Genomic DNA, 25617 nt, shown 5'->3' with positions numbered 1-25617 from the left:
GAGAAAGCTCACCTCGCCACCAGGATCTTGGGTAGCTTCTCTCATGTATCCTTTTGGCGTCTTCCCGTTGTGAGGGTCAGCGCGCGTCGTTTGGCGGATAATATCGACATACGTTTCAGCTTTCTTCTCCCACATTTCTGTCGCAGTTGTGAATTTACGCTTTCGCGACTTGATATTCGCGTGAAAAGTATGGCTGCCACGGCGACTGTAATGGTCATTAATTGGCTCAAGTATGGAAGAAGCTCTTTCCACATTCTGTCTCCCTTTGGCTGGCCTGAGTGGCAACGCGTTCCCATCATCGCACCCACCTATGGACGCATGTGGACGTTCTCTCCAAGCTACCCGCCCAGGCCCTCAGGCCAGGCATAGCTTGGGTTTCGTTTGCAAGCAGGAAGTTGAGGGTTCGAATATAGCTCCCTCCGCTCAAGGGTGCAGCAGCCATATGCAGCAACCCTGCCGACCGCCAGCGCCCAGCCGCGACCTTCGCAGACCACTCAGCCTCCACACCGACTCTCAACTATCCCTGCACCGCGAGTTCGGGACGAAGGGTCCACGTCCCTCGACCGGGCCATGACGAACCGGAGTGTTAAGCGAAGTAACAATGGCCCATCTGTATATGTACTTGTGGACGCCCACGGACGTCCTACCGACCTAGAGGTTGCTATCCACTCAGGGGAGATGCTTTCAACTTCGTTTACAAGCGAAGAGTCGATGGCTCAATACCAGCGCCGCTCACTAGTTACGCCAGTCTGGTGCTGGCAGCGATCCGCCGCCTTATAGCAGCCAATGCACGATCCGCCTTGGAGAAGTCGATGCTCGATCCCTTGCCGTCCTCGGTGCTAACCTTCGTTGTCACCGTGAAACGATCACCAGGGACTATGAGGGTGAATCGTTCTGCCACGGTGTGTTTTTCTTCGGCATCCACGAAAGCGTAAGTAGGCTCGGCGTCCTCAGTCTTCTGGGCGCCCGGTGGAAGGTCCAAACGGACGGTCTTGACATTCACGGAGACGATGTCCTGATAACGGTATTCGCTCGTCTGCTCCTCGGGCTCACGCGCGCCCGTGATGGAATCCAAGGTCGTCCGGTACGCCCCCAGTTTGTAATCCGCCATACAAACTACGAAGACCGTATAGCGAGATGCGATATAACCGTCTCCAACTCGATGGTGCCGCACCAATTTGGTCTTCGGTGGATTGGCAGGACCCACGATAACGAGTGGATCAGTGATGCGCCCTGTGTTGTGTAGTTCCTCCATCACGATACCCAAACGGGTCAGGGCCCGATCTACAATGGCCGCTACATCGTGCTGGAACCAGCGGGTTATCTGGGCATTGGCGGGAAGATTCTCCTCATAGATGCGTTTCTGTTCTTGATAGTCTCGCATGGCGCGATGGAAAAGTCGGCTCTGCCGCCAGTTGACGAATAGCGCCCTGAATGTCAGCCAGCCACCAAGGGAAACCGCACCGGCACCCATCACGCCGATATATGGAGCAGGTGATATTAGCGACCACCAAGGAGCTCCGTATCCTGCCAGAAGAGCGATGGCAACCCAAACGATGACACCGCCGCCAGCAAGAGGAAGAAGGCCGAAGACTGGGTTGAGGCGTGGTTCCCGCACCGGCGTTGCCGGGACCGGGGTGAACAGTGTACGCATTCGATGTTCACGCTCTCCCCGCTCCTCTTCGCTGATCAAGGTCAGCATCGTAGTCGGCATGGTGCCACCTGGGGTGACCCGTTGATCAAGAGTCTTCCAGGTCAGCGATTCGCGAACTGAGATCGCAGTCACGATCCGCCGTGCCCACTCAAAATTTAGGTTCTCGCTCGCACGCTGTACCTCATCAGAAGAATCCGCCTCGCGCAAAAATGCGTGATCGAGGTCCTCGTTGAAGATGGCCATGAGAACAGTGGCCGCTGCTGAGTCAGGATCGAGTTCGCAAGCCCGAGACAAGAGCGTGTGGACTTCGTTCTGGATGCGATCTGGAAGAGCACGAGGTCGTCTCCCCTGCAGTCTGGCCAGGGCGTGCTCTACCCGCACTTCGGCCATCTTCTCGGCTGTCGAGGCAGGTTCAGACTTCAGGTAATCCGCGTAATGCTCATAGGCCTGTGTCCATCGCCTTTCCTCCATCGCCCGGCGGGCCGCACTGAGATGATCCTCAGGCGGCCGATCTTCGCCGTAGTAGTTCTCGATGTTCTGCTGGTTACCGACCGGGGCATGATTGTTAACGTGCATCTCGCTCTGGTCAGGCCCGACCGAAACCTTGTCATCGGCGAGATCCGTCATCTCACCCCCCGACGATCGCCGATATGGCGGTTATCGCACTGGCAACCTTGGCGACGTCGTCAGCGGACGCTCCGCCGACCGCGAGCAGGTCCCGCAGCCTCTGAAGTGCGCCTTTCAGCCGACCGGTAGGCTGGCCATTTGCCTCGTTCAAGCTCGCCTCAACTTCGGCGACCACCTCAGACCCCACACTCTCTGGGATGGCTCCGGCTTTGATGAGACTCCTAAGCTGTGCCACGCCGGCTTGCAGATCGTCTCGCGATAGAGCGACACTATGGTCGATATTGGTCTGGTTGGTTATTGGTCCCAGATTGTTGACCTGCATGTTGTCCCTCGCTCGGTTCCATGACTGCCATCTTTGACGTCCACGGTCGAGGGGCGGAGTCCCCTCTCGGTAAATCGTTCCAGAGAGTTGAGATGTTGCAAGTTTCTTATGGGTTTCAAGCTTGTCGCCGCCCGGGCTCCGAACAAGACACTCATTTGCGAAAAATGCCCCATTCTGCACCTTTTGTTGCCATGTGATGCAGCTCGACGATGCAACCTCACTGACCTAACAGGGCACATCCAGGGCACACTGCATCGACAGAGCGCGATAACCAGTGTCAAACAACGTCATCGTTGTTGCAGCTCCCGCCTTGATCTCTCCTTTACATACAGGTCAGAGGCAGGTGGAAATAGAACCCGGCCTACAGGCCGGCTCGTCTCTCTTCACGTCCCCGACCGGGCGCGGGGCGCTCAGCGCGTGTCCCTGTTCCGCAAGGACGCCGATCTCGCTGACTCCCCGACCGAGGTCTTCATCCTCTGGAAACAGGCGTCCCCGGCGGTCCATCGCCTCGGGATCGTCGCGGCGCCGGGCCGCAGCTGCGTCTGACCTTGTTCACCCTGATCGCCGTTCTCGTCTCGCGACCTCGACGCCGTGAGAGGTAGGCCGTCTCCCCGTCATGCGTCTCAGTCGCGGCGCCGCATGACCGCACATATCTGGCTCGTCACCTTTCCGTTGGGAAGGCTGGCCACGTTGACCAACTCCCACCCCCACTGCTGCAGGATCTCGACCGCTATGAGCACCTCCGTGAGGGTGATCGCGGATCCGGCGTGGATTTGGGAGAGGACCGCCAGGTGACGATGGGGATATCCGCGCAGATCTGCGGTGCCAGCCAACACCGCCGCGGCGTAAACGACATGACTGTTCGCAATCATCTGGGGGGTCTGGCTCACCATGGCCGCACCGTAGTCCATCGGCACTCGTCCGGCCGGATCGTCAAGGGCTCAGCCGTGCGGCGAAGCCCGGCCAGACGGCAGGAATCGTCTCGCTCTCCAGCCTCGCGAGAGTCCATCAGTGCGATGGCGGAGCTCGTCAAGGCGGGCAAAGTCCGGCACATCGGACTGTCGGAGGCGTCCGCGGCCACCATCCGCCGGGCGCATGCCGTACACCGCTGGCAGACGTGCAGTCGGAGTTCTCGCTCTTCTCCCGAGACGTGCTGGACAACGGCGAAAGGCCGTCATGGACGAGCTCGGCATCGGCTTCGTCGCGTTCTCGCCACTGGGACGCGGGGTGCTCACCCGCACGGAGCAGATCGATAGCCGTCCATCCGCCACGAGGGCGACAGGCGGTCATTCCGCAGGCGGACGACCGCCACGGCGACTCGCGCCTACTGTCTGCGGAATGTTGAGAGATCAGGTGACCTTCCGCCGCGTCGCCGCGGGCATTCTGCTCATCGTGGCCCCCCTTCTCCAAGCCCTGGCCGTCATCGTCGACCCCGGCACGTGGGGCGACGAGCGCGAGGCGGTCAGCTTCGGCGACGATCCCGTCCTCGCCCAGACGCAGTCCGTGCTCTACCACTGGAGCTGGATGCTCATGGCGGTGGCCGCGTTCGGGCTCATCCATCTGACCAGGCACAAGGCGACCAGGCTCGGGCATGTGTCCGGCTCGCTGACCGTGATCGGTTACGTCGCCCTGTCCGGCCTGCTGATGACCGACCCCGTGGAGTGGTGGCTGGGACGGCACTACCCGCCGGAGCGGGCACAGCAGATCCTCGACGAGATGATGAACCTGCCGGGCGTCGTCTACGGCTTCCAGATGCCCTGGGCCTTCCTGGGGTTCCTCGGCCTGCCGGTGCTGGTCGCGGCCGTGTGGCGGGCGGGGTTCGTCGGCTGGTGGGTGCCCGCGCTGGTCGCCGCCGGCTACCTGGGGTCGTTCGCCGTCTCGTACGGGCCCGCGACCGCGCTCTTCTGGACCGTGCCCGTCGCCGGGCTGGGCTGGATCGGGGTGAAGGTGCTGCGCATGGGCGACCAGGCGTGGGCCGCCTACTACCCGGTGGGCCGCCCGCAGGAGACGTACGCGCACACCAGCGCTGGATGAGGGGCGGAGGCATCGGCGCCTCCGCCCCTCCGGCCCCTGGGAGTCAGGACCCTCCGCGAGGTGAGCCATGGGCACTGGGGGCAACCTCGCGGATGCCGACGACGTTAGCCGCGCGCCCGCGGCCGGTCTGCGGAGGATTACGCAGAGCGGGCGGCCCAGGCGGCGAGAATGGCCGCCTCCTTCTCCGGCGCCATGCCGTGCTCTGGTGGCGCCGTAGGAGCGCTGGTCCTCGGGGATCCGCCGCAGCCACTCCCACGTGTCGTGCACGGTCTCCGCGACCGGGCGGGAACGCAGGCCCGCCGCTTCGGCCTTGGCCGTCGGCACGCCCCAGAAGTTGACCATCTCCTGTGACGGCGGGCCGCCCCAGAGCGGGAGCTCGGTGAAGACCCCCGCCCCCTGCTCGACCAGGCCGCCGGAGGTCGGCGGTGACCTCCCGGTCGCCCCTGACCGCCTCCACGCCCGGCACGTCGGCGCCGCTGCGGCCCCGGTTGAACGTCGTGACCTCGTGCCCCCGGCTCATCGCCTCCTCCACGACAGCGCGACCCAGGAACGCAGACCCACCGACCACCAGCACCTTCATGCGTTCATTCTGCGCGCGGGCGCGGCCCGGGTCACGTCTTCACGCAGAGCGTTGACGGCACCGGCGGCAGCATGTGCACCCTGGCCGAGCCGATGTCGAAGTAGAGCCCCACCAGCTTCAGCCGCCCGGCCCTGATCTGCTCGTCGACCTTCCGGTAGGTGCGCAGGTTCTCCAGTTGCTGCTGCACGTTGACCCGGCAGAGCGTGTCCAGGGCCCCGCTGTCCAGCCGGTCGCCCTCCGTCTCGATGAACCTCGCCAGGCTGTGGTTGCCGTGACGCAGCCAGCGCCGCATCGCCGGCAGACTGCCCGCCTTCACCCCGCCGCTGAGCAGCCCGGCCATCGCCCCGCAGCCCGAATGCCCGCACACCGTGATGGTGTGCACGCCCAGCACCTGCGTGGCGTACTCGATCGCGGCCCCGACCGAGTCGTCCTGCGTGTCGGAGTCCTTGCGCGGCACCAGGTTGCCGATGTTGCGGACGGTGAACAGGTCTCCCGGACCGCTCGCGGTGATCAAACTGGGCACGATCCGGGAGTCCGCGCACGTGATGAACAGGTGCGTGGGCTGCTGCTTGCGGGCCAGCTCGGTGAAGATGGGCCGCACCAGCGGGGCCGTACGCCGGTGGAACTCCCGCGCGCCCGCGGTGATCTGGCAGTCGGCCTGCCCGGAGGTGCCGTGCAGGGGCAGGACCCGGTGGGCCTTACGGTTCCGGCGGTGCGCCCACGGCAGCCACCACCGCTCCGGCGGCCTGGTCGGGTTCTTGGCGGGATACATGCGGACGCCGCTGGCCGCCATCGCGTACCACTCGTCGTGCAGCTCGTCGATGTCGACGGTGCCGCCGAGCCGCTCGTGGTCCTGCCGCCAGGAGTGGATCGCCTCGAAGGCGGCGTTGTCCATGAAGTCGATGTCCAGGTCGAGGTCGACGGGCGCCCCTGCCGGAATGGCCCGCAGTTCCTGGGTGAGCCGCGGCACGCCGAGGAAGGTGAGCGAGCCGGAGATCGTCGCGTGGTAGCGGCCGTCGGGCTCCTGCCGCGTCTTGACGGTGACCCAGGTCAGCCGGCGCAGCGCGAGCAGTGCGGCCAGAGCCAGGCCGAACAGCACGCCCTCGGCCAGCCCGAGCAGGACCACGCCCGCCATCGTCACGATGTAGACGGGCACCTCGCCGTGGCCGTGCACCTTCCTGACATGGCCGAGGTTGACCATCTGCACGCCGATGAACACCAGCAGCGCGGCCAGCGCCTCCACCGGGATCAGCCGGATCGTCCAGCCGAAGCCGAGCGCGAACACCAGCACCCACACGCCGTGCAGGATCGTCGAGGCCCGGCTACGCGCCCCCGCCTGCACGTTCGCGGTGCTGCGTACGATCACTCCCGCCAGGGGCAGGCCGCCGAGCGCTCCCGTCACCATGTTGGCCACGCCCTGGCCGGCGAGCTCCTGGTCCAGGTCGCTGCGGGGGCGGCTGTGCATGGTGTCGATCGCCACCGAGCACAGCAGCGACTCGACGCCGGCCAGCAGCGCCACCAGCAGCACCGAGGCCAGGATCATGTGCCAGTCGCCCTGCGGCAGCACGGGGAAGGCCCACTCGGTGAAGGTGTTGGACAGGTCGATGCGGGTGACGTCCCAGCCGAAGCCCCACGCGCTGAGCGAGGCGATGAGCAGCGCCGCCAGCGGCGCCGGCACCACCTTGATCGATCTCGGCAGCCGCAGCCAGACGGCCAGCACCGCGATGGTGAGCAGGCCCACCGCGATCTTGTGACCGTGCAGCTCCGCGAGCTGGCCGGGCAGCTCGATGAGGTTCGCCAGAGCGGAGCGCTGGGAGCTGCCGCCCAGCACGACGTGCAGCTGGGACAGCGCGATGACCACGCCGACGCCCGCCAGCATGCCGTGGACGACCGCGGGGGAGACGGCCAGCGCGGCCCTGGCCGCCCTGAACACGCCGAGCAGAAGCTGCACCGCGCCCGCGAGCAGGGTGATCATGCAGGTGGCCCGCCAGCCGTAGGTCTGCACGAGGTCCGCGACGACCAGGGAGAGCCCGGCCGCGGGCCCGCTCACCTGGACGGCCGAGCCGCCGAGAGCGCCCGCCACGATCCCGCCGACCACGGCGGCGACCAGCCCTGCGGCGAGGGGGGCGCCCGAGGCCATCGCGATGCCCAGCGACAGGGGCACCGCGACGAGGAAAACCACGAGCGAGGCAGGCACGTCGTACCTGAGCGTGCTCCACACGCTACTGTCAGTGACGCGGATCATGGACAAACCCTAGTGCCGCCAGGCTCTCCGTTAAGGCGTGCACAACGGGTTTTACATATTCATGTCTTGGCAGCCGTGTCGATCGACGCGGCGGCGATCAACGGTAGTAGTCGGGGAACTCCTGCTCCGGAGTCGTCCGGCGGTGACCGCCGCTCTGGTCACCCGGCCTGGCGGCGCCCACCTCGGGCGCGCCGTACCTCTCGCCGTAGCCTGGCCAGCTCCCGTTCGCCGCGGGAGGCTCCGGCCAGGCGGCCGCCGGGCTGCTCGCGTAGTCGCCGGTCTCGTACGCGTACGACGGGGCGGGCTGGACGGGTGCCGGGGCGGACAGGACGTCGTCGTAGGCGGAGACCGCCCTGCCCGGCGCCGTCGGCGTGCTGGTGACAGGGGAGGGCCCGGTCAGGGCGTCGGAGTCGTCGGCCACGGCCCAGCCGGCGCGCACCTCGTAGGAGGCGGGGTAGGAGGGCTGCGGCACGCTCTGCTGCGGCTCGAACGCCGGCCAGGAGCCGCTCGGGGTGGACGCGGCGGGGGCGGGGTCGTCGAGGATGTCGGGGGAGGCGGCCCAGGAGCCGGACGTGGTGGCCGGGGAGCCGGCCCAGGTGGCGTCGAGCGGGCTCGCCGTGCCGTTGTAGGCCGGGAACGGGTCGCTGGTCGGCGCCCCGTGGATGGGCGAGGCGGGCACGGCTGGGAAGGAGCCGCTGGACGTGGGGCTCACGGCGGGGAACGAGCCGCTGCTGTTGGTGGAGACCGACTGGTAGCGGGACCCGTCGCCGGAGACGGCCGGATAGGACGAGCCGTTGCTGGAGAGCGACGGGCTCGGCGAGGCGGGGAAGGAGCCGCTGCCCTGCAGGGAGTCGGGGCGGGTCGACGGCACCGCCTGGGCGCCCGCGCCCAGGATGGTCATCACGTCGGCCGTCGGGGCGGCGAACGTCACCGTGCGCTGGTCGGCCATGTCCGCGCTGGACGGGGCGGGCCGCTGCGGCGGCTCGACCAGGTCCGCCAGGCCGGCGGCGGGAGCGGGAGTCGGAGCGGGGGCCTTGGCCGGGCGCTGGGGCAGCGGTGCCTGGACGGTCGCCGCGTTCGGGTCGGCGGAGACGGGCTCGCGCCTGCCCCTGCGCTGGGCGGGCCGCTCGGGCCTGGCCGGGGGCCGCTCACGCTCGCCGCCACCGGGCCGCTCGCGGTCGACGGGACGAGAGGCGCCCTTACGGGCCGCGACCGTGCCGCCGGCGCCGAAACCGCCCTCCTCGGCGTCACTGCGGATGTTGGCCCAGAACTCCTCGTCCTCGTCATCGGAGCTCGGGTTGCCCCACTCGTCCACGCCACGCTTGCCACGCTGACCGGTGCGGACCGTTTTCGCCTTGGGTTCGTCAATCGGGCTGAAATCCGGACTGAATTTGCTCATGCGGGGCTCGGACGCGGCGAACTCGTCCGTCGAGCGCGCGTGGGTCATCCCCTCCTTCTCAGCCATCTCCTTCAGCCGTTCGGGAGGAAGTGAACTCTCCCGGCGATTCATGGAACGCATGCCCAGTGCCACGACGACGAGCACGAGGAGCACGACAGCGACCAAGCTCACGACGACCGCGATCATTGCACCACCCTCAAAGCCATGGCCTCCCTGTGGCGCCGGTGAGATCGCGCGGCCATCGACGCGACCTGCCCCCTTTGATCACCAGCACCTAACAATTGGATCTGATTCTGTCGGACCACTACGAGCGTTGTCACACCCTAAGTGAAGAATTGGTAACCACTAACACGGGCAGTGTCCGGGATCTCACTCAATGTCGACGACGGTGAGCCGTCCGCGGGCGATGGTCTGATCTGCGATCTTCTTCAGGACCTCGGAAAGGGGGGCGCCCTCCGAGACCTTGACCCGCCCGCTCAGCGTGTAAACGCTGAACCGGTATGTGCCCTCGTCATTGCAAGGGGGCTCGTAGCCCACCTTTCCACTGGTCACCCTTGCCTGACTGGAGCCTTCTGGCAGGCTCTCGGCGGCACCGGGTCCCAGCTCGGTCGTGGTGGGCGGGATGTTGTAGAGCACCCAGTGCACGGCCGATGTAGCAGGAGTATGGGAGTCGACGACGATCGCGACGGACTTCGCCTTCGACAGGGGCTGGCTTGACCAGCGCAGCGCCGGGCTGCCCTGGCTGCCCTTGCAGGAGTGCTGGCGGGGCAGCGGCTTGCCCTCGCGCAGGTCCGGGCTCGAGATGTTGATGCCCGCGATCTCGCTGGCTTCGGATCTTCCGAAGATGGCGCCGCAACCGGTCGAGGCGAGCACTCCCGCCACCGCTGTCACAATGACAGCAGTGCGTCGCACACGCCTTGCCCTGTTACACAGCCCCATGCCGGATGATGCTACGCGGCTCTCGGCGATGCGCCGACCGTTTCGAGAGGGTCGGTGGCAGGTAAAGGACGCGAAATCCGCCAGAATCGAGGCATGGAGCGGGTGAGCTCGGACCCAAGCATGACCTTCGCCATCCTCGGCCCGCTCGAGGTCCGCCGAGACGGCGAGGTCGTGGAGATCGCCGGGCAGCGCCTGCGGACCCTGCTTGGCCTGCTCGTTCTCGACGCCAGCCGGACCGTTCCCGTCGAACGGCTGGTCGCCGGGATTTGGGACGACCGGGTGCCGTCGGGCGTCGGCAACGCCCTTCAGGCGCTGGTCTCGCGGCTGCGCGCCGCGCTGGGAAAAAATCAGGTGCGCCAGATCTTGGTGGCCGATCCGGCCGGTTACCGGTTGATGGCCGGGCCTGACCAGGTCGACGTGCGCAGATTCGGCGTGCTCGCCCGCCAGGGGCAGGAAGCTCTGGCAGGCGGTGACGCGCGCACGGCGGCCGACACCCTGCGGGAGGCGCTGGCGCTGTGGCGCGGTCCCGTGCTGGCCGACCTGCCGCGAGAGGTGATCGCCGCCGACGTCGCCCGGCTGGAGAGCCGGCGGCTGACCGTCGCCGAAGACCGCATCGAGGCCGAGCTGCGACTCGGCCGGCACGCCGGCCTCCTCGACGAGCTGTCCGGCCTGCTGGCCGCCCACCCGCTGCGCGAGCGCCTGCACGGCCAGCGCATGAGAGCCCTGTACGGTGCCGGCCGGCGGGTTGAGGCGCTGGCGGCGTACGAGGCGGCGCGCCGCACCTTCCGCGACGAGCTCGGCGCCGATCCGTCGCCCGCCCTGGCGGAGCTGCACATGAGCATGCTGCGTGACCAGCCGCCCCCGACAGGGGGCGCCCAGGAGCCGATGCCTCCGTGGGATCGCGGGCAGCGGGCGGAGCCGCAGGCCGGGGTGCGGCGGGGCAACCTGCGGGCCGGCCTGACGAGCTTCGTCGGGCGGGAGGACGACCTCGCCCACACCGGCGACCTGCTGGCCGCGCATCGGCTGGTGACGCTGATCGGGCCCGGCGGCGCGGGCAAGACGAGACTGGCCACGGAGGTCGCGCAGACGATGGCGGCCTCTGGCGCCGGAGCCGTGCCCGACGGGGTCTGGCTGGCCGAGCTGGCCCCCGTACGCGACGAGGCCGGGCTGGTACAGAGCGTGATCAGCGCGCTCGACCTGCGCGACGGGCTGCCCCTCCCGCTGGCGTCGCTGCCGAAGGACCCGCTCGACCGCCTGCTCAGGGCACTGCACGGCAAGCGGCTGCTGATCGTGCTCGACAACTGCGAGCACGTGGTGGAGCACGCGGCGCGGATCGCCGACCGGATGCTCGCCGAGTGTCCCGGCGTGCGGATCCTGGCGACCAGCCGGGAGCCGCTCGGCATCACCGGCGAGGTCACCTGGACGCTGCCGCCGCTGGGCCTGCCGCCGGCGGGAGCCGGGGCAGGCGACGCCGCCTCCTATCCCGCCGTGCGGCTCTTCGCCGACAGGGCCGCCGCGGTGCGGCCCGGCTATCAGGTGAGGCAGGACGCCGGGCCGGTCGTGGCCATCTGCCGGGCGCTGGACGGGATGCCGCTCGCCATCGAGCTGGCCGCCGCCCGGTTGCGGTCGATGACCGCCGAGGAGATCGCCGCCCGCCTGGGAGCGGCACAGCAGGACAGGTTCCGGCTGCTCAGCACCGGCAGCCGCACCGCCCAGCCGCGCCACCAGACACTGCGGGCCGTGGTCGGATGGAGCTGGAACCTGCTGGACGAGCATGAGCGGACGCTCGGGCGGCGGCTGTCGGTGTTCGCCGGCGGCGCCACGCTCGCCACGATCGAGCGATTCCACGCTGTCGTCGAGCAGCTCCAGGACATCACGCCGGCGCCACCTCACGGCTCCGCGTCCGAGCGGGGACACGAGCCCCCGCCACCCCACGCCGCCGAGCGCGCGCACGGCGATGTGCTCGACTCGCTGGCCAGGCTGGTGGACAAGTCGCTCGTGGTCTTCGACGCGGGGCGATACCGGATGCTCGAGACGATCCGCGCCTACGCGGCGGAGCGGCTCGCCGAATCCGGCGAGCTGGACACCGTACGGCGGGCGCACGCGGTGCACTTCACCGAGCTGGCCGAGGCCGCCGAGCCGGGACTGCGGAGGGGAGAGCAGCTCGACCGGCTGGCCGAGCTGAGCGCCGAGCACGAGAACCTGTCCACGGCGCTGCGCTGGGCCGTCGACAGCGGCGCCGGTGAGCAGGCGCTCCGGCTGGTCGGCGCGCTCGGCTGGTACTGGTGGCTGCGCGGCCACCGGCTCGAAGCCGCGACCAGATCACGGGAGGCGCTCGACGCCGCGTCCGGCACTCCGGCGCAGATGCGCGCCGTGGGCCTGGCCGTGTACGTGCTCAACGGGGTCGGCCTGCTGCTGTCGTGGGAGGAGGCGATGAGCACGCTGGAGGAGATGCGGGGGCTGCTTTCGCCCGAGGTCGCGCCGCACGCGCTGGTGGCGATGGCCGGGCCCATGTTCGTGCTGGTCGGTAGCGGCGGGCCGCGGGACGAGGCGCTGGTGGCGGAGATGGCCGGGCACCCCGACCCGTGGGTGGTCGCCACCGGGATGCTGCTGCGTGGGCTGAGCCACTACTCCGCCGGCCACATCGAGGAGGGCGAGCGGGAGACACTGGCCGCGCTCGACGGCTACCGCACGATCGGGGACCGCTGGGGCGCCGCGACCGCGCTCGCGGCCCTGTCCGACGTGCACTTCCTGCGCGGCGACCCCGGGCTCGGCACCGACGTCATGCGGGACGCGCTGGAGCTGGTCAACGAGCTCGGGGCGCTGGAGGACACCGCGTACATGCGGGCCAGGCTGGCGCTCGGGCTGAACCTCCAGGGCTACCGGGCCGAGGCCGAGCAGCTCCTGAGGGACGTCGCCCAGGTGGCGGCCGACGCCGGCGACCAGCTCGGCGAGGCGGGGGTGTCGGCGGCCTGGGGCGAGTTCGCCAGGCAGGACGGCGACCTCGCCAGGGCCCGAGAGCACTACGCCCGCGCGATGTCCATGCTGGACGCGGCCACCGTGGTACCGGTGCAGATGATCTCGGCGGTCAACTCCTCCCTCGGGCTGATGGCCGTACAGGAGGGTGACCTCGCCATGGCGCGGCGGATGCTCACCCTGGCGTTGAAGCAGGCGGCGGAGGTGCGCGACGCGCAGCTCATCGGAATCGCCGTCATCGCCTGCTCGGGGGTGGCCCTGGCCGAGAGACGGGCGGCGGACGCCGCGGTGCTGCTCGGCGGCGCGGAGGCGGTCAAGGGCATCACGGCGGTGGTGGACCTCGACCATGTGCGGCTCACCGCGGACGCGAAAGCCGCGCTCGGGGATCGGGAGTTTCTCCGTCACCTCGAACGCGGCCGGGCGATGGACCCTGACGACGTCGTCGCGCTGGCACTGCGGGTCTGACCCCGGTCAGACGCGGCTGCGGAAGACCCTGATCGCCAGCGGCGCGAACACCACCACGAAGCCCGCCGACCACAGCAGCGAGATCATGGCGGAGCCCGCCACGTCGCCGCCGATCATCAGCCCGCGGATCGCGTCGGACAGGTGGGTCACCGGGTTGACGTCGGACCAGGCCCGCAGCCAGCCGGGGAAGGTGTCGGGCGCCACCAGCGCGCTGCTGGTGAACGTCAGCGGCATCATCACCGAGAAGGCGATCATCTGCACCTTCTCCGGGCTGGACGCCTTGAGCCCGATCAGGACCGACATCCACGACATGGCCAGCGCCACGACCACCAGCAGGGCCAGCGCCCCCAGCAGGCCGGCCACGCCGGTCGAGATCCTGAACCCCAAAACCATGCCGAACCCGACGAGCAGCGCGAACGCCCACACCTGCTTGAACGTGTCGGCGATGATCCGCCCCGCCAGCGGCGCCGTCCGCGCGATCGGCAGGCTTCGCAGCCGGTCGAAGACGCCCTTGGTGATGTCGGTGTTGAGCCCGATCGCCGTGGACAGGGTGTAGAACAGCGCGTTCTGCACGAGCAGGCCGGGCAGCGCGAACTGCAGGTAGTCGCCGGTCGAGCCGGAGATCGCGCCGCCGAACACGTAGGTGAACAGCAGCAGGAACATGATCGGCTGGATGCTGAGGTCGAGCAGCTCCCAGGGGTTGTGCTTGATCTGCACCAGGCTGCGCCATGCCAGCGTCAGCGTCTGCCTGACGGTGGCGCCCGGGCTGACCCGGCTGGGCAGGGCGGGCAGGGCGGTGATCGCGGTCATGCGTAGATCTCCTCTTCGGCGTCCGCCGGCTCCTCGGCGCGGTGGCCGGTCAAGGCCAGGAAAACCTCGTCCAGGCTGGACTTGCGCAGCGCCAGCTCCGAGGCGACGATGCCCAGCTCGTCGAGGCGGCGCACGATCGCGGGCACCACGGCGGGGTCGTGCACGGCGGCCGTGACGCGGCCGCCCGACACCTCGGGCAGTTCGTCCACGACCTCGGTGACGACCTTGGCCACCAGCTCCAGGTGGTGCTCCTGCATCGGCCGCACCTCCAGCACCTGCGCGCCCGTCGTGGCCTTGAGCTCGTCGGAGGTGCCCGCGGCGATCACCCTGCCGTGGTCGAAGACCACGATGTCGTCGGCGAGCTGGTCGGCCTCCTCGAGGTATTGCGTGGTGAGCAGCACGGTCACGCCGTCGGCCATCAGCCCCCGCACGACACCCCACAACTCGGTGCGGCTGCGCGGGTCGAGCCCGGTGGTGGGCTCGTCGAGGAACAGCACCTGCGGCCTCCCCACGAGGCTGGCCGCCAGGTCGAGCCGCCTGCGCATGCCCCCGGAGAACGTCTTGGTGGCGCGTCCCCCGGCGTCGGCCAGATCGAACCTCTCCAGCAAGGACGTCGCCTGCGCACGCGACTCGCTACGGGACAAGCCCAGCAAACGGCCGATCATCACCAGGTTCTCGACACCGGTCAGCATCTCGTCCACCGCGGCGTACTGTCCGGTGAGCCCGATCAGCGATCTGACCTGATGCGCCTGGCGCCGCACGTCGAACCCCAGCACGGACGCGCGGCCGGAGTCCGGCACCAGCAGCGTCGCCAGGATCCGCACCGCGGTGGTCTTGCCCGCGCCGTTGGGGCCGAGCACGCCCAGCAACCTGCCGGGCGGCACGACGAGATCGACGCCGTCCAGCGCCTTGGTCTCGCCGTAGTGTTTCACCAGGCCTTCGGCCTCTATCGCATACCGCATGCTCATTCCCTCCGTCGTATGACCCCACTGTGGCCTACGCCACTGACACTTTCCCGACGCGATCACCGGGCTGCTGACAGATCACTGATATGCCGCGAGCCATAAGCTGGTGCTGTGATGTCAACTGGCCCCCTACGCGACCCGGCGAACCGCGTCTCGCCCAAGGCCCGCGGGCTCTGGCTGCTCGAAGCGCTGATCGGCTTCGTGCTCCTCATCGGCGGATCGATCCTGGTCGGCGGCTGGGTCGGCGGCAGCGGATGGTCGTGGGTGCCTTCGTGGTTCGCCGACCGGCCATGGGTGCTGCCCGTCGCCGTGGGCGTGCTGACGACGCCGTTCCTGGTGGCGGAGCCGTTCGTGCGTTACGCGGTGCACCGGTGGGAGCTGTCCGGCGACGTCGTCTACGCCAGGCAGGGGTTCCTGACCAGGGAGTGGGTGTTCGTGCCGGTCAGCCGCATCCAGACGGTGGACAAGGAGCAGGGCTGGATGGAGCGGATGCTCGGGCTGGCGACGCTCGAGATTCGCACCGCGTCCCACGCCGGGTCCTCCACGATCAAGGGGCTCGACTACCTCGTGGCCGCCAGGCTGGCCGAGGACCTTGCCCACCGCGCCGAGCAGCTCAGGGACGACGCGACGTGACCGGCTCGGCCCAACCCCCTCAGCCCGAAGGCCAGGCCCCTCAGCCTGAGGGCCCGGCCCCTCAGCACCACGACGCGCCGGCGCGGCCTTCCGGCGGTCCCGCCCGGCCGCCGTCCGCCGGCGAGCCCGCACCGCCTTACGGCGGCCCGCCCGCGCCGGAGTTTCCTCAGCCCCCGGACCCCGGTACGTTCCGGCCACCCCGGACATCGCGGCGGCTGAGTCCCAAGGTGTTGCTCATCGACCCGGTCCGGATGCTGCCCTCGCTGCTCCTGCCGCTCGTCGGCGTGCTCGTGGTCGGCGGCTTCTCGGGCAGGTCCTACCTGTGGGCGGCGTTGGGCCTGGTCGGCACCGTGGTGTTCGCGGTGGTCAGATGGCTCACCTTCCGCTACGACTTCGCCGGCGACAGGCTCGAGATCAAACGCTCACTGATCAGCCGTTCCGTCCGCACCATCCCGCTCGAACGGGTGCGCGGCGTGGACGTGTCCACCCCGCCCATGCACCGGCTGCTCGGCCTGGCCGTACTCAAGATCGACACAGGCGCGAGCGGCGGCGACGGCGAGGCCACGCTCGACGGCGTCACCCTGCGCGAGGCCGAGCGGCTCAAGCCCATCCTGCTGCGCCGCGCCGGCGCCGGCGCCGAGCCCCAGGACGTCACGAGGGAGGCGGCGCCGGAGCAGGAGCCCGTCGAGCACGTCATCGTCGCCGTGCCGCGCAGATGGCTCCTGTACGGCCCGCTGTCGGGCGCCTACCTGTTCACCCCGTTCGCGCTCGCGGGCGGCGCCGTCGGACTGGCGTTCCAATGGGGCGACGAGCTGGGCTTCGGCCGCAACGCCGCCTGGACCGCCGGCGAGTGGCTCTGGGAGCACCCGTCCCTGCTGGTGGCGGCCGCGGTGCTGCTCGTGGTGGCGATGCCGTTCGTGGGCGGCGTGATGTACGCCGTGTTCAACTGGAACTTCAGGCTCACCAGGCGCGACGGCTACCTCGTCGCCGAGCGGGGCCTCATCAACAGGCGCAGCGTGTCGCTGGAGTCCAGACGGGTGCGCGGCTACGAGATCGCCGAAGGCCTCGCCGAACGCTGGGCCGGGGTCGCCCGCGCCTGGGCCATCGTGACCGGCCTCGGCGACTCGCAGACCCGCGGGCAACTCCTGCCGGTCGTGCCCCGCCCCGTGGTCTTCAACGTCGCCGGCGACGCCATCGGCCCCTACCACGCCCCGCTGCGCCGGCACCCGCCCGTCGCCAGAAACCGGCGCCTGTTCAGGGCCATCGCTCCGTGGCTGGTCGTGGCCGCCGTCGCCGCCGCGCTGATCTGGGCGACGGCGTCGCCGCTGTGGTGGGTCCTCATGGTGCTCGCCCTGATCATGGCGGCCGTCGGCATCCCGTTGGGCATCGACCGCTACCACTCGCTCGGTCACGGCTACGACGGGGTCCGCCTGGCGGTGCGTTCCGGTTCGCTGCGCCGCGCGCAGGCAGTGGTCGAACGGCGCGCCGTCGTCGGCTGGCGGCTGCGCCAGACCTGGTTCCAGAGGCGCGCCGGAGTCCTCACCATGATCGCCGGGGTCGGCGCCGGCAAGGGCGGCTACTCGGCCATCGACGTCTCCGAAGCCCAGGCGACGGCCTTCCCCAGCGAGGTCACCCCCGAATGGCTGGCGCCCTTCCTGGACCGCTGACCGTCGCCCGTCCCCTGGCGAGAATGCTCCAGGGGACAGGAACCGGACTGGTCAGTCCTGGCGGCGGGCGCCGAACATGATCTCGTCCCACGTGGGCACCGATGCGCGCCGGCCCCGAGAGCCCTTGCGCGCCTGGCGGGCGGCCGGGGCGGGCGGCGGGGACGGCACCGGCACGGGAGGCTCGTCCTTGGCGGCGGGCTCCTCCTTCGCCTGGTCGTCCTTGCTCGGACGCGCGGCCGGCACGGGCTTGCCTCCGGACGCGCCCTTGCCCTCAGGCTTCGCCTTCGGCACGGGTGCCTCGGACTTGCCCTCGGACGCGGCGGCCGCCGCGTCCTTCCCCGGCGCTGTGTCCTCGGGCGTCGCCTCCGGCTCCGCAGCGGTCTGCGCGGCGTCCTGTCCGGCTGCGGCGGGGCTTGCGTCCTTGCTCGCGGCGGGCGGTGTCGCCTCTTTCCGAGGTACGGCCGGCGTCGCGTTCCTCGCCAGCACGGCGGGCGTCGCGACTTTTGGCGGCACGGCGGGTGTCACTTCTGCCGGTACGGCTGGTGTCGCGTCCTTTGCGAGTACTGCGGGCGTCGCGGCCGCCGGTGCGGCCGGCGTCGCGTCCCTCTGAGGAGCGGGGGGCGCGGCGTCTTCCTTGCCCGCGGCGGGCACGTCCTCGTTCACCGGCGCGGCTGGGGTCGCGGTCTCGACCGCGGCGGGTGCCGTCACTTCGGCGGCGGGAGCCGCCTCCTCGGGTGCGATCGCCGGTGCCGAGGGCACATCCTGGCCCTTCGTCTCCGGCGCGTGCCCCTTGACCTCGGAGTCGGGCTTCGCCGCCTCGGCGGGGGAGCCCGCCTGGGCGGCGGGGCTCGTCTGGGCGGCGGGGCTCGTCGCCTCCGCGGCGGGCTTCGTCGCCTCGGCCGCCACCTCGCCGGCCGCTGCCTGCGAGGAGTCCGCATCTGCGGTGGAGGCTGCCTGGACGCCGTCGGCATCGGTGACCGTGGCTGCGCTCTCGGCCTCCGGGGCCGAGGACGTGTCCTGGGCACTGGCGACGTCGGAAGCGGGTGAAGCCTCGGAGGACGGCTGCCCAGCCGCACTCGCGACCAGTTCGGTCTGCGCGAAAGTCTGCGCGACCGGCTGGGGTGGCGCGGGGGACTCCGCGACCGGCTCGGGTCGCGCCGAGGATTCCGCGACCGGCTCGGGTCGCGCCGGGGATTCCGTGACCGGCTGGGACTGAGCAGGCGGCGTGGCGACGGGTTGCGGCTGCGCTGGTGTCTCCCTAACCGGCTCCGCCTCAACCGGCGTGGGCTCGACGGAGGGTTCCGGCTTCGAGCCGGGCGCATCCATCGGGGGCGCGGCGGCCGCGGCGGGCCGGGTTTCCGCAGAAGGCGGCGCCCCAACGGACTGCGGCCCCGCAGACTGCGTCTCCACGACGGGCGCCGTCTCGACAGCGGGTGCCGTCTCCACGGCGGGTGCCGTCTCCACGGCGGGTGCCGTCTCCACGGTGGGGGACGGCTCCGCGGCGGGACGCGTCGCCTCTGCGGGCGTCGGCTCCGCGCTGGGCGCGGTGGCTGCGGCGGGCACCGGCCCGGCTTCGGCGGACGGCGCGGGCGTGACGGCCGTGACCGGCTCGGGCCGGGAAGGCTGCGCGGCGGGCGCGGCTTCAGGAGCCGGGACCTCGGCCGCGGTCGGGGGGGCCTGGACGGGGGCGGCAGGAGCGCTCTCCGTCCGGGCGTGCCCGGCAGGGGCCGCGGGCTGGGCATAGGGCCGCTCGGCGGCCGGCGCCTGAGCCGTGCCGGGCGCCTCGACGGCCGGTGCGCGGTCGTCGGTTCGCTGCGGGGCGGACGCCGCTCCCGAGCCCGTTTCGGGGCGGCGGGTGGCGGGCGGGGCCGGCGGTGCGGGCTCCTGGGCGGCCGGAGGCGGCGGCGGGGCGGTGTGGGCGTCGCGGGTGGCGGGGGCGTAGAAGGAATCACGGTCGCGGCTCTGCCCGAAGTCGGGCAGCCATGGCGAAGACCCGCCACGGCGGGAGACGGTCTCGCCGGGACGGGAGTAGCCGGTCTCCCTCGCGGGCGGCTCCGCCCGGTGGGGGACGTCGCGCTGCGGGGGCGCCGGGTCGGCCTCGCGGGGCCGGTCGAACGGGGCCTCCATGGCGGGATTGGACGGCGGCGCCTCGTAGGAGGAGGTGTAAGCCGTCTCGGCGCCTCGCGCCGGCGGCTCGTAGCCGACCGCCGGCTCCTCGCGCTCGTCCTGCCGGATGACGGAGGGGAACGACAGAGGGGCGGAGGCGAGCGGCGGGACCGGCTGCAGCTTGGCCACGCGTGGCGCGAACGGGGTGACCGTGGTGTCCTCCACCACGGGATCAGGGTCGAAGTCGGCGGCCGACAGCCGGATCGCCTCGTCGTCGTGCGGGCTCACGTGGCGCCTGCGCGGATCGAAGAGCCACTCGGCGTGCCTGGTGTGACCGTTCCACACGTAGCCGAGCTTGACCCGCCACAGGCCGTCGTCGCGCTTGGCGGAGTCCCAGTCGATCTCGTCGGTGGGCACCCCCCGCCGGTTGAGGCGCTCGGCGACGAGATCGCCGAGCGTGGGGCCGGACGAGGACTCGCCGGGCATCCGGACGGCGGCGCGCTGCGCCTGCTGGGCGACGTACTCGCGCTCCTGGAGCACGGGCCCCTCGAACCAACGGACACGCTCGACCGGGATGCCGGCGGTTGCGGCGATCTCCTCCGCGGTCTCGCCGGCACGGATGCGGGCCTGGATCTCCTTGGGGCGCAACGGACTCTCCACTTCGATCTCGTACTGGCCGAGACGGGAGAAGTTGCCGCGGACGGCAGCACGGAGCCGGTCGTCCACGGGAAGTGTGAAGCGCGTGCCTCGTCCGGCAGTAGCCAGCACGAGATAGGTGCCGTCCTCACTCACCGCGACGAGTCGGAGCTCCTGCATGCGAGTCCCTTCGTCAGCGTGCTCATTCTTCCCCCGGACCCTTGAGTCTCTCGCGTGTGCCGGTTGCCTGCCAGCACCGTACCCGGCATGTCCGAACATCGCCTTCATGGGATAGCCCCGGGGCGATGTGACGCCGGTCACATTTGACGAATCCATCCTCTCAGAGCCCGCCGCCGCGCAGGAGGAGGTTAGAGGTCCTTGACGGATTCTGGCGAATCCCACCGCGCGCCGTCGTGCAGTTGAGCGAAGACGCCAGGAAGGATGGGGTGGTGTCCGGATGGAGCTCCAGATGTCGGGCGGCGGCGCCGGCGAGTTGCGGGGCGGCCGCGGAGTACGCCTGGCCGCCGCGGGCGGTGCGGCAGGCGCCCGAGTCCGCCGCCGCGGTGACGAAGACGCCCGAGCGCACGAGCCCGCGCGTGGCGGTGTCCAGCGCGGGGGAGTCGGCGCCGTCGAGCGAGAGGTTGGTGACGGCGGGGCCGCGCGCGTGCCTGCGCACCCAGTCGAGGCCGGCCAGCACGTCCGACAGCGTGCCCGAGCCGCCGCAGCCGAGCACCCGCACGGAGGCGATCCTGGCCTGTGGCGCCACGCCGTACGAGCGGCCGGCGACGGTGTGAGCCACCTGGGTGCCGTGGCCGGTGCAGTCCTGGCCGGTCCCGCCGGTGGCGTCGAAGGCCCGCCAGGCGCGCTCGCCGAACTCGCCGCGGGTGATGTCGACGCCGCTGTCCACCACGTACACCGTGACGCCCTTGCCGCCCGCGGTCTGGGCGACGGCGGGTCTGCGCCCGTTCATGGGGTGGATCTGGCGGTCGGGTTCGAGCGCTTGTACGCGGGGGTCGGCACGCAGTTCGGCCTCCTCGGCGGCGCTCAGCCAGGTGGCGAAGCCGGGCAGCGCGGCGGTGTAGTAGCGCCGTACCCGCCAGCGCATCTCTCCGACGAGATCGCGGGCGGCGGCGCGGTCACGCGCGGTGACGATGTAGGGGCGGGTGGGCTCGGTCACCTGGGGGCGGCCGGCCAGGCCGGAGGCGGGCGTCATGGCGAGGGGCACAGTGGTGGTCACGGCGGTGGCCGCGGCTGTGACCACCGCCGCCGCGAGGTATACGGAGGGCAGGCCGAATCGTCGGGGCACGAGCGACGAGGTTGCCTGTCACAGAGGTCACAGGAACAACGGGACACGCGCTCGCGTCTATTCACGAGACGGTTTTTTACCTGAGGCATGAAGAGAGGGGACTGATCCGGGGGATGAGCGGCGAGCAGCGGAAATTCGAGCTGAGCGTGCCGCAGATCGGGGGGAGCGCACTCGCGGCGGTGACGGCCGCGGTCGCGGCCTCCTACCTGGGGGTGGCGGGCACGGTGATCGGCGCCGCCATCGTCAGCGTGGCCAGTACGGTGGCCAGCGCCGTCTATACGCACTACCTCCAGCGCACCGGTGAGAAGGTCAAGCAGCACACGGTGATCGCCAGGCTGCAACACGCCGGCGAGCCGGAGTTGCGGGCCGAGGGCCAGGGGGAGCTGGCCACGGCGGTCCGCGCGACGGTGCGCGAGGAGGAGCCGAAGGAGACGACGCTCGTCATGGCTCCCGTGGCGCCGCGCCGGGGCCCGGCCTGGGGACGGGTCGCGGTGGCCGCCGCGCTGGTGTTCGCGGTCAGCATGGGCGGCATCCTGGCCTACCAGGCGGTCACCCAGTCGACGGTGTCCGAGCAGGTGCGCGGGGAGTCGCCGAAGCGGGTGGAGCGGCAGGAGGCGCCCTCCGGCGACGTCGAGAAGGGCCATCCTCCGTCGCAGGAGCCGCGATCGCCGGCGCCGACGCCGTCCGTCACCGTCACGGTCACCAGCACGCCGACGCCCACGCCCACGCCGACCGTGACCGTGACGACGGAGCCCACTCCTACGCCCACGTCCACGCCGACCGAGAGCGACCCCGTGCCCTCGCAGGAGCAGAGCACGCCCGACACGACGGAGGCGACGCCGCCGGCCGAGGTCCCGGAGCCCGACGGCGAGTCCGGTGAGGGCCGTCAGCCGAGGACCGTGTCCAGGTAGGCGTTGGAGAACAGCCGGTCCGGGTCGAGCCGGTCGCGCAGGGCCACGAAGTCGGCGAAGCGGGGATAGACGCCGCCGAGGTAGGCGGCGTCCCTGGTGTGCAGCTTGCCCCAGTGCGGCCGTCCGGCCATCCGGGCCATGACCTCCTCGACCCCCTCGAAGTACGCGGAATTGGGCGTGGGCCGGTAGATGTGGCAGGCGAGGTAGGCCGTCGGCCTGCCGTACGCCGTGGACAGCCACGCGTCGCTGGGCGGCGTGACCCGCACCTCCACCGGGAAGGTGATCTTCCAGTCCATCCGGTCGATCAGGTCACGCGTCTCGCGTAGCGCCTGGCCGAGGCGCTCGCGCGGGACGGCGTACTCCATCTCCAGGAAGCGCACGTCCCGGCGGGCTGTGAAGATCTTGTACGAGGTGTCGACGGCCTCGGAGTCGCCGAGTGCGGCCGCGCTGACCGCGTTGATCCGCGGGATCAGCGCGGGGAAGCGGGCGCCGGTGGCGCAGGCGGCGCCGAAGAGGGTGTTCTCCAGGAACACGTTGTCCAGCCAGTGCTTGAAGGCGCTGGGCGGGCTGGCCGGGCCTGGGTGCCGGTTGTTCGTCTTGACCAGGCACGTGTCGGTGTGCGGCAGCCAGAAGAAGTCCAGATGCTCGTTGCCGGAGGTCATGGCGTCGAGCGAGCCGAGGATGTCGCTCAGCGCCATCCGCCGCCGCTGGTTGCGCAGCAGGAACGCGGGCTCCACCCGGAACGTCACCGACGTCAGCACGCCGAGCGCGCCGAGGCCCACCCTGGCGGCGTCGAACAGGTCCTCGCCGGGACCGGCCGTCACCACCGATCCGTCGGCGAGCACCAGCTCCAGCTCCGTGACCTGGTCGGCCAGGCCGCCGGTGTCGCGGCCGGTGCCGTGCGTGCCGGTCTGGATCGCGCCGGCGACGGTCTGCTCGGTGATGTCGCCCATGTTGGCCAGGGCCAGGCCGCGCTCGTCGAGCAGCTCGTTCAGCGCCCTGAGCGGAGTGCCGGCGCGGACGGTGACGCGGTCGTCGTGCCAGGAGGTGACGCCGGTGAGCGCGCCGGGGCGCAGCAGGATGCCGTCGGTGAGGGCCACTCCGGTGAAGGAGTGGCCCGTGCCGATCATGCGCAGCCGCCGCCCGCTCGCGGCGGCGTCCTGCACGGCGCGCACGACCTCCTTGGTGGAGGCCGGCGTGCGCACCTCGGCGGGGACGCTCGTCTGATTTCCTGCCCAGTTCGTGAAGACCATGAGCGCGTCCCTGCCTAGAGCCTCGTCCGGATTAAACGCGAACGATACTCACTTATCCCAGCCTTCCGGAACCGGGAAGGCGTCGCCGGGCTGGAGGTCCTCGTGCTTGATGATGTCGGAGACCTTGACGAGGTGGTAGCCGTTCTTCTGCAGGGTCTGGATGATCGCCGGCATCGCGTCGACGGTCTGCTTCACCCAGTCGTGCATCAGGACGATGCTGTTGCCCTTGGCGACCGCGAGCGTCTGCTTCTTGATCGCCGCCTCGTTCTTGGTCTCCCAGTCGCGGGAGCCGCCGGTCCACAGGACGATCGGCATGCCGAACTCGGCCGCGACCTCCGAGGTCTGGATGTCTCCCAGGCCGTACGGGGGACGCAGCAGCTTGGGCTCGACGCCCGCGGCCTTCTTGATCTCGTCGTTGGTCTTCTGGATCTCGGCCCGGATGGCGGGCGCGGTCAGCTTGGTGAAGTCGGGGTGCTTGTAGCTGTGGTTGCCGAGCTCGTGCCCCTCCTTCGCCATCCGCTTGACGTAGGCGGGGCGGGTCTTCACGTACTGCCCCTCAAGGAAGAACGTCGCCTTGGCGTCGTACTTCTTCAGGGTGTCGAGCAGTGTCCCCGCGTACTTGCCGGGGCCGTCGTCGAAGGTGAGTGCGACGCATTTGACCTCCGTGCAGTCGACCTCCTTCGCGGGGGCCTGGGCGAGCGCGGGTGCCGGGGCGAGGGTGACGGCAACAGCAGCAATGGCCAAAAGTGAACTGAATTGTCGGGACATAAGTAAAGCTTCCAGTGTGAAGGATGTTGCGAGGGATGTCCCGACGGTAGCGGATCAGCTCTTGGCTGGTGAAGGCGCTTCGGGAAGTCTCAGCAAACCCGAACCTGCCAGACCCACGACCACCGCGAGGAACGCGGCCGCCAGCGAGAAGCCGTACGCGTTGGACGGGCCGAACGTCTCGGTTAGCCTGCCCCCCGCCCACGCGCCGATCGCCACGCCGAACCCGATCGAGGTGGAGATCCAGGCCATGCCCTCGGTGAGCAGCGACGGCGGCACCAGCCGCTCCGTCAGCGAGAAGCCGGTGATGAGCGTCGGCGAGATGGCCAGCCCGGCCAGGAAGAGCCCCGCCGCCATGATCCGCACGTCGCCGATGAACATGATCGGCAGCAGTCCGACCACGAACACGCCCAGCGACCGCACGAACCGGCCGCGCAGCGAGATCCGCCAGCTCCGTGAACCGAACCAGAGCCCGGACACCATCGAGCCGCCCGCGAAGGCGGCCAGCAGGAACCCGGCGGCCCCCTTCGCGCCGTGCTCCTCGGCGAACGCCACCGTGATGAGGTCGACCGAGCCGAAGACCGCGCCCAGCCCGAGGTAGACGCACGACAGCAGGGCGACCCCCGGGATGAGGATGGGGGTGCCGCCGGCCGACCTGACAGGCTGGACGGGCGGCTGGGTGCGCCGCTGGAGCGCCAGCGCGATGGACCCGCTGAACATGCACGCCAGCGCCACGATCAGTCCCGCGTACGGATTGACCATGGTGGCCAGGACCGTGACCAGCGCGGGCCCGGTGACGAAGATCACCTCGTCGGCGACGGACTCGAAGGCGAAGGCCGTGTGCAGCTTGGCCGAGCCGCCGTGCAGGTGGGACCAGCGCGCCCGCACCATCGAGCCCAGGGAGAGCGAGGTGGCGCCGACCAGCAGCCCCGCGGCGTAGAGGGTCCACTGGGGCAGGTCCAGGCGGGCGCTGAGCATGAGCGCGGCGAGCGCGAGCGCGTTGACGGCGGCGAAGGGGATGATCACCCGGCTCTGGCCGAACCGGTCGACCAGGCGTCCGGACAGGGGCGCGGCGATGGCGAAGGCGATGTTGCAGACCCCGGCCACGGCCCCGGCGATCGCGTACGACCCGGTGAGGCCCTGCACCAGCAGTACGACCCCGATGCCGAGCATGGACATCGGCATCCGCCCGACGAACCCGGCGAGCACGAATCCTTTGACGCCGGGCCCGTTGAACAACCCCCGGTAAGGCCCGACCATCCCTGACTCTCCTTACGTTGACCGCTTACCTTTGCGCATCGTCTGTCCGGACTGCAACTGATTT

General features: G+C 70.2%; 21 protein-coding genes. 6 read left to right on the top strand and 15 right to left on the bottom strand.

The features are described 5' to 3' along the window. From V5E28_RS08555 to V5E28_RS08540, 4 genes are all read right to left on the bottom strand, one after another. The coding region (locus V5E28_RS08555; protein ID WP_336205864.1) for a hypothetical protein at positions 1-252 on the bottom strand (252 nt) is incomplete at its 3' end. A gap of 487 nt (positions 253-739) precedes the next feature. Next, positions 740-2281, bottom strand: a complete 1542-nt coding sequence (locus V5E28_RS08550) for a hypothetical protein (protein ID WP_336205863.1) — start codon at positions 2279-2281, stop codon at positions 740-742. 1 nt (position 2282) lies between these two features. Next, a complete protein-coding gene (locus V5E28_RS08545; protein WP_336205862.1) occupies positions 2283-2603 on the bottom strand; it encodes a hypothetical protein in 321 nt (106 codons plus the stop codon). Positions 2604-3226: 623 nt separating this feature from the next. After that, positions 3227-3514, bottom strand: a complete 288-nt coding sequence (locus V5E28_RS08540) for a hypothetical protein (protein ID WP_336205879.1) — start codon at positions 3512-3514, stop codon at positions 3227-3229. Here V5E28_RS08540 and V5E28_RS08535 point away from each other — a divergent pair. Together V5E28_RS08535 and V5E28_RS08530 are read left to right on the top strand one after the other, a co-directional pair. Continuing rightward, the gene (locus V5E28_RS08535) at positions 3401-3859 is read left to right on the top strand and encodes an aldo/keto reductase (RefSeq protein ID WP_336205877.1); all 459 of its coding nucleotides are present in this window, start codon (positions 3401-3403) and stop codon (positions 3857-3859) included. The genes V5E28_RS08540 and V5E28_RS08535 overlap by 114 nt on opposite strands. A gap of 82 nt (positions 3860-3941) precedes the next feature. Further along, a complete protein-coding gene (locus V5E28_RS08530) occupies positions 3942-4637 on the top strand; it encodes a hypothetical protein (protein WP_336205861.1) in 696 nt (231 codons plus the stop codon). 43 nt (positions 4638-4680) lie between these two features. Here V5E28_RS08530 and V5E28_RS08525 read toward each other — a convergent pair whose 3' ends face one another. The 4 genes from V5E28_RS08525 to V5E28_RS08510 form a co-directional block, all read right to left on the bottom strand. Beyond that, a complete protein-coding gene (locus tag V5E28_RS08525) occupies positions 4681-5217 on the bottom strand; it encodes an NAD-dependent epimerase/dehydratase family protein (RefSeq protein WP_336205860.1) in 537 nt (178 codons plus the stop codon). A 31-nt stretch (positions 5218-5248) separates the two neighbouring features. Beyond that, positions 5249-7462, bottom strand: coding sequence for a bifunctional SulP family inorganic anion transporter/carbonic anhydrase (locus V5E28_RS08520; protein ID WP_336205859.1), 2214 nt, complete (start codon positions 7460-7462; stop codon positions 5249-5251). Positions 7463-7559: 97 nt separating this feature from the next. Further along, positions 7560-9047, bottom strand: coding sequence for a hypothetical protein (locus V5E28_RS08515; protein ID WP_336205858.1), 1488 nt, complete (start codon positions 9045-9047; stop codon positions 7560-7562). 183 nt (positions 9048-9230) lie between these two features. Continuing rightward, positions 9231-9743 (bottom strand): YbhB/YbcL family Raf kinase inhibitor-like protein, encoded by a 513-nt coding sequence (locus tag V5E28_RS08510; protein WP_336205857.1) that lies wholly within the window; start codon positions 9741-9743, stop codon positions 9231-9233. Between the two features lie 177 nt (positions 9744-9920). Here V5E28_RS08510 and V5E28_RS08505 point away from each other — a divergent pair, with 177 nt between their 5' ends. Beyond that, complete coding sequence (locus V5E28_RS08505; RefSeq protein WP_336205856.1) at positions 9921-13241, top strand: AfsR/SARP family transcriptional regulator; 3321 nt, start codon at positions 9921-9923, stop codon at positions 13239-13241. 6 nt (positions 13242-13247) lie between these two features. On the opposite strand, the gene V5E28_RS08500 is transcribed toward V5E28_RS08505, so the two are convergent. Both V5E28_RS08500 and V5E28_RS08495 read right to left on the bottom strand, forming a co-directional pair. Further along, positions 13248-14051, bottom strand: coding sequence for an ABC transporter permease (locus V5E28_RS08500; RefSeq protein ID WP_336205855.1), 804 nt, complete (start codon positions 14049-14051; stop codon positions 13248-13250). Further along, entirely contained in the window at positions 14048-15013 is a 966-nt protein-coding gene (locus V5E28_RS08495; protein WP_336205854.1) for an ATP-binding cassette domain-containing protein, read from the bottom strand. Before V5E28_RS08495 ends, V5E28_RS08500 begins: the two co-directional genes overlap by 4 nt. A gap of 117 nt (positions 15014-15130) precedes the next feature. On the opposite strand from V5E28_RS08495, the gene V5E28_RS08490 reads away from it, so the two are divergent. Both V5E28_RS08490 and V5E28_RS08485 read left to right on the top strand, forming a co-directional pair. Next, positions 15131-15649 (top strand): PH domain-containing protein, encoded by a 519-nt coding sequence (locus V5E28_RS08490; protein ID WP_336205853.1) that lies wholly within the window; start codon positions 15131-15133, stop codon positions 15647-15649. Positions 15650-15876: 227 nt separating this feature from the next. Beyond that, positions 15877-17316 carry a PH domain-containing protein gene (locus V5E28_RS08485; protein ID WP_336205852.1) on the top strand — a complete coding sequence of 480 codons (1440 nt, stop codon included), beginning with the start codon at positions 15877-15879 and terminating at the stop codon, positions 17314-17316. 51 nt (positions 17317-17367) lie between these two features. Here the strand turns inward: V5E28_RS08485 and sepH are convergent, their stop codons facing one another. Further along, complete coding sequence (gene sepH, locus V5E28_RS08480; protein ID WP_336205851.1) at positions 17368-20238, bottom strand: septation protein SepH; 2871 nt, start codon at positions 20236-20238, stop codon at positions 17368-17370. Between the two features lie 160 nt (positions 20239-20398). After that, complete coding sequence (locus V5E28_RS08475; RefSeq protein ID WP_336205850.1) at positions 20399-21364, bottom strand: S8 family serine peptidase; 966 nt, start codon at positions 21362-21364, stop codon at positions 20399-20401. A 113-nt stretch (positions 21365-21477) separates the two neighbouring features. On the opposite strand from V5E28_RS08475, the gene V5E28_RS08470 reads away from it, so the two are divergent. Beyond that, positions 21478-22275 carry a hypothetical protein gene (locus V5E28_RS08470; RefSeq protein ID WP_336205849.1) on the top strand — a complete coding sequence of 266 codons (798 nt, stop codon included), beginning with the start codon at positions 21478-21480 and terminating at the stop codon, positions 22273-22275. Here the strand turns inward: V5E28_RS08470 and V5E28_RS08465 are convergent. The 3 genes from V5E28_RS08465 to V5E28_RS08455 form a co-directional block, all read right to left on the bottom strand. Further along, entirely contained in the window at positions 22251-23528 is a 1278-nt protein-coding gene (locus V5E28_RS08465) for a D-arabinono-1,4-lactone oxidase (RefSeq protein WP_336205848.1), read from the bottom strand. The genes V5E28_RS08470 and V5E28_RS08465 overlap by 25 nt on opposite strands. 48 nt (positions 23529-23576) lie before the next feature. Beyond that, complete coding sequence (locus V5E28_RS08460; protein WP_336205847.1) at positions 23577-24272, bottom strand: polysaccharide deacetylase family protein; 696 nt, start codon at positions 24270-24272, stop codon at positions 23577-23579. A gap of 78 nt (positions 24273-24350) precedes the next feature. Further along, positions 24351-25553: an MFS transporter gene (locus V5E28_RS08455; RefSeq protein ID WP_336205846.1), complete on the bottom strand. Its 1203-nt coding sequence runs from the start codon at positions 25551-25553 to the stop codon at positions 24351-24353. Positions 25554-25617: the final 64 nt, after the last annotated feature.

Source organism: Nonomuraea sp. LPB2021202275-12-8, assembly GCF_037044575.1.
Classification (GTDB): domain Bacteria; phylum Actinomycetota; class Actinomycetes; order Streptosporangiales; family Streptosporangiaceae; genus Nonomuraea.
This window is presented reverse-complemented; position numbering and strand designations above follow the sequence as displayed.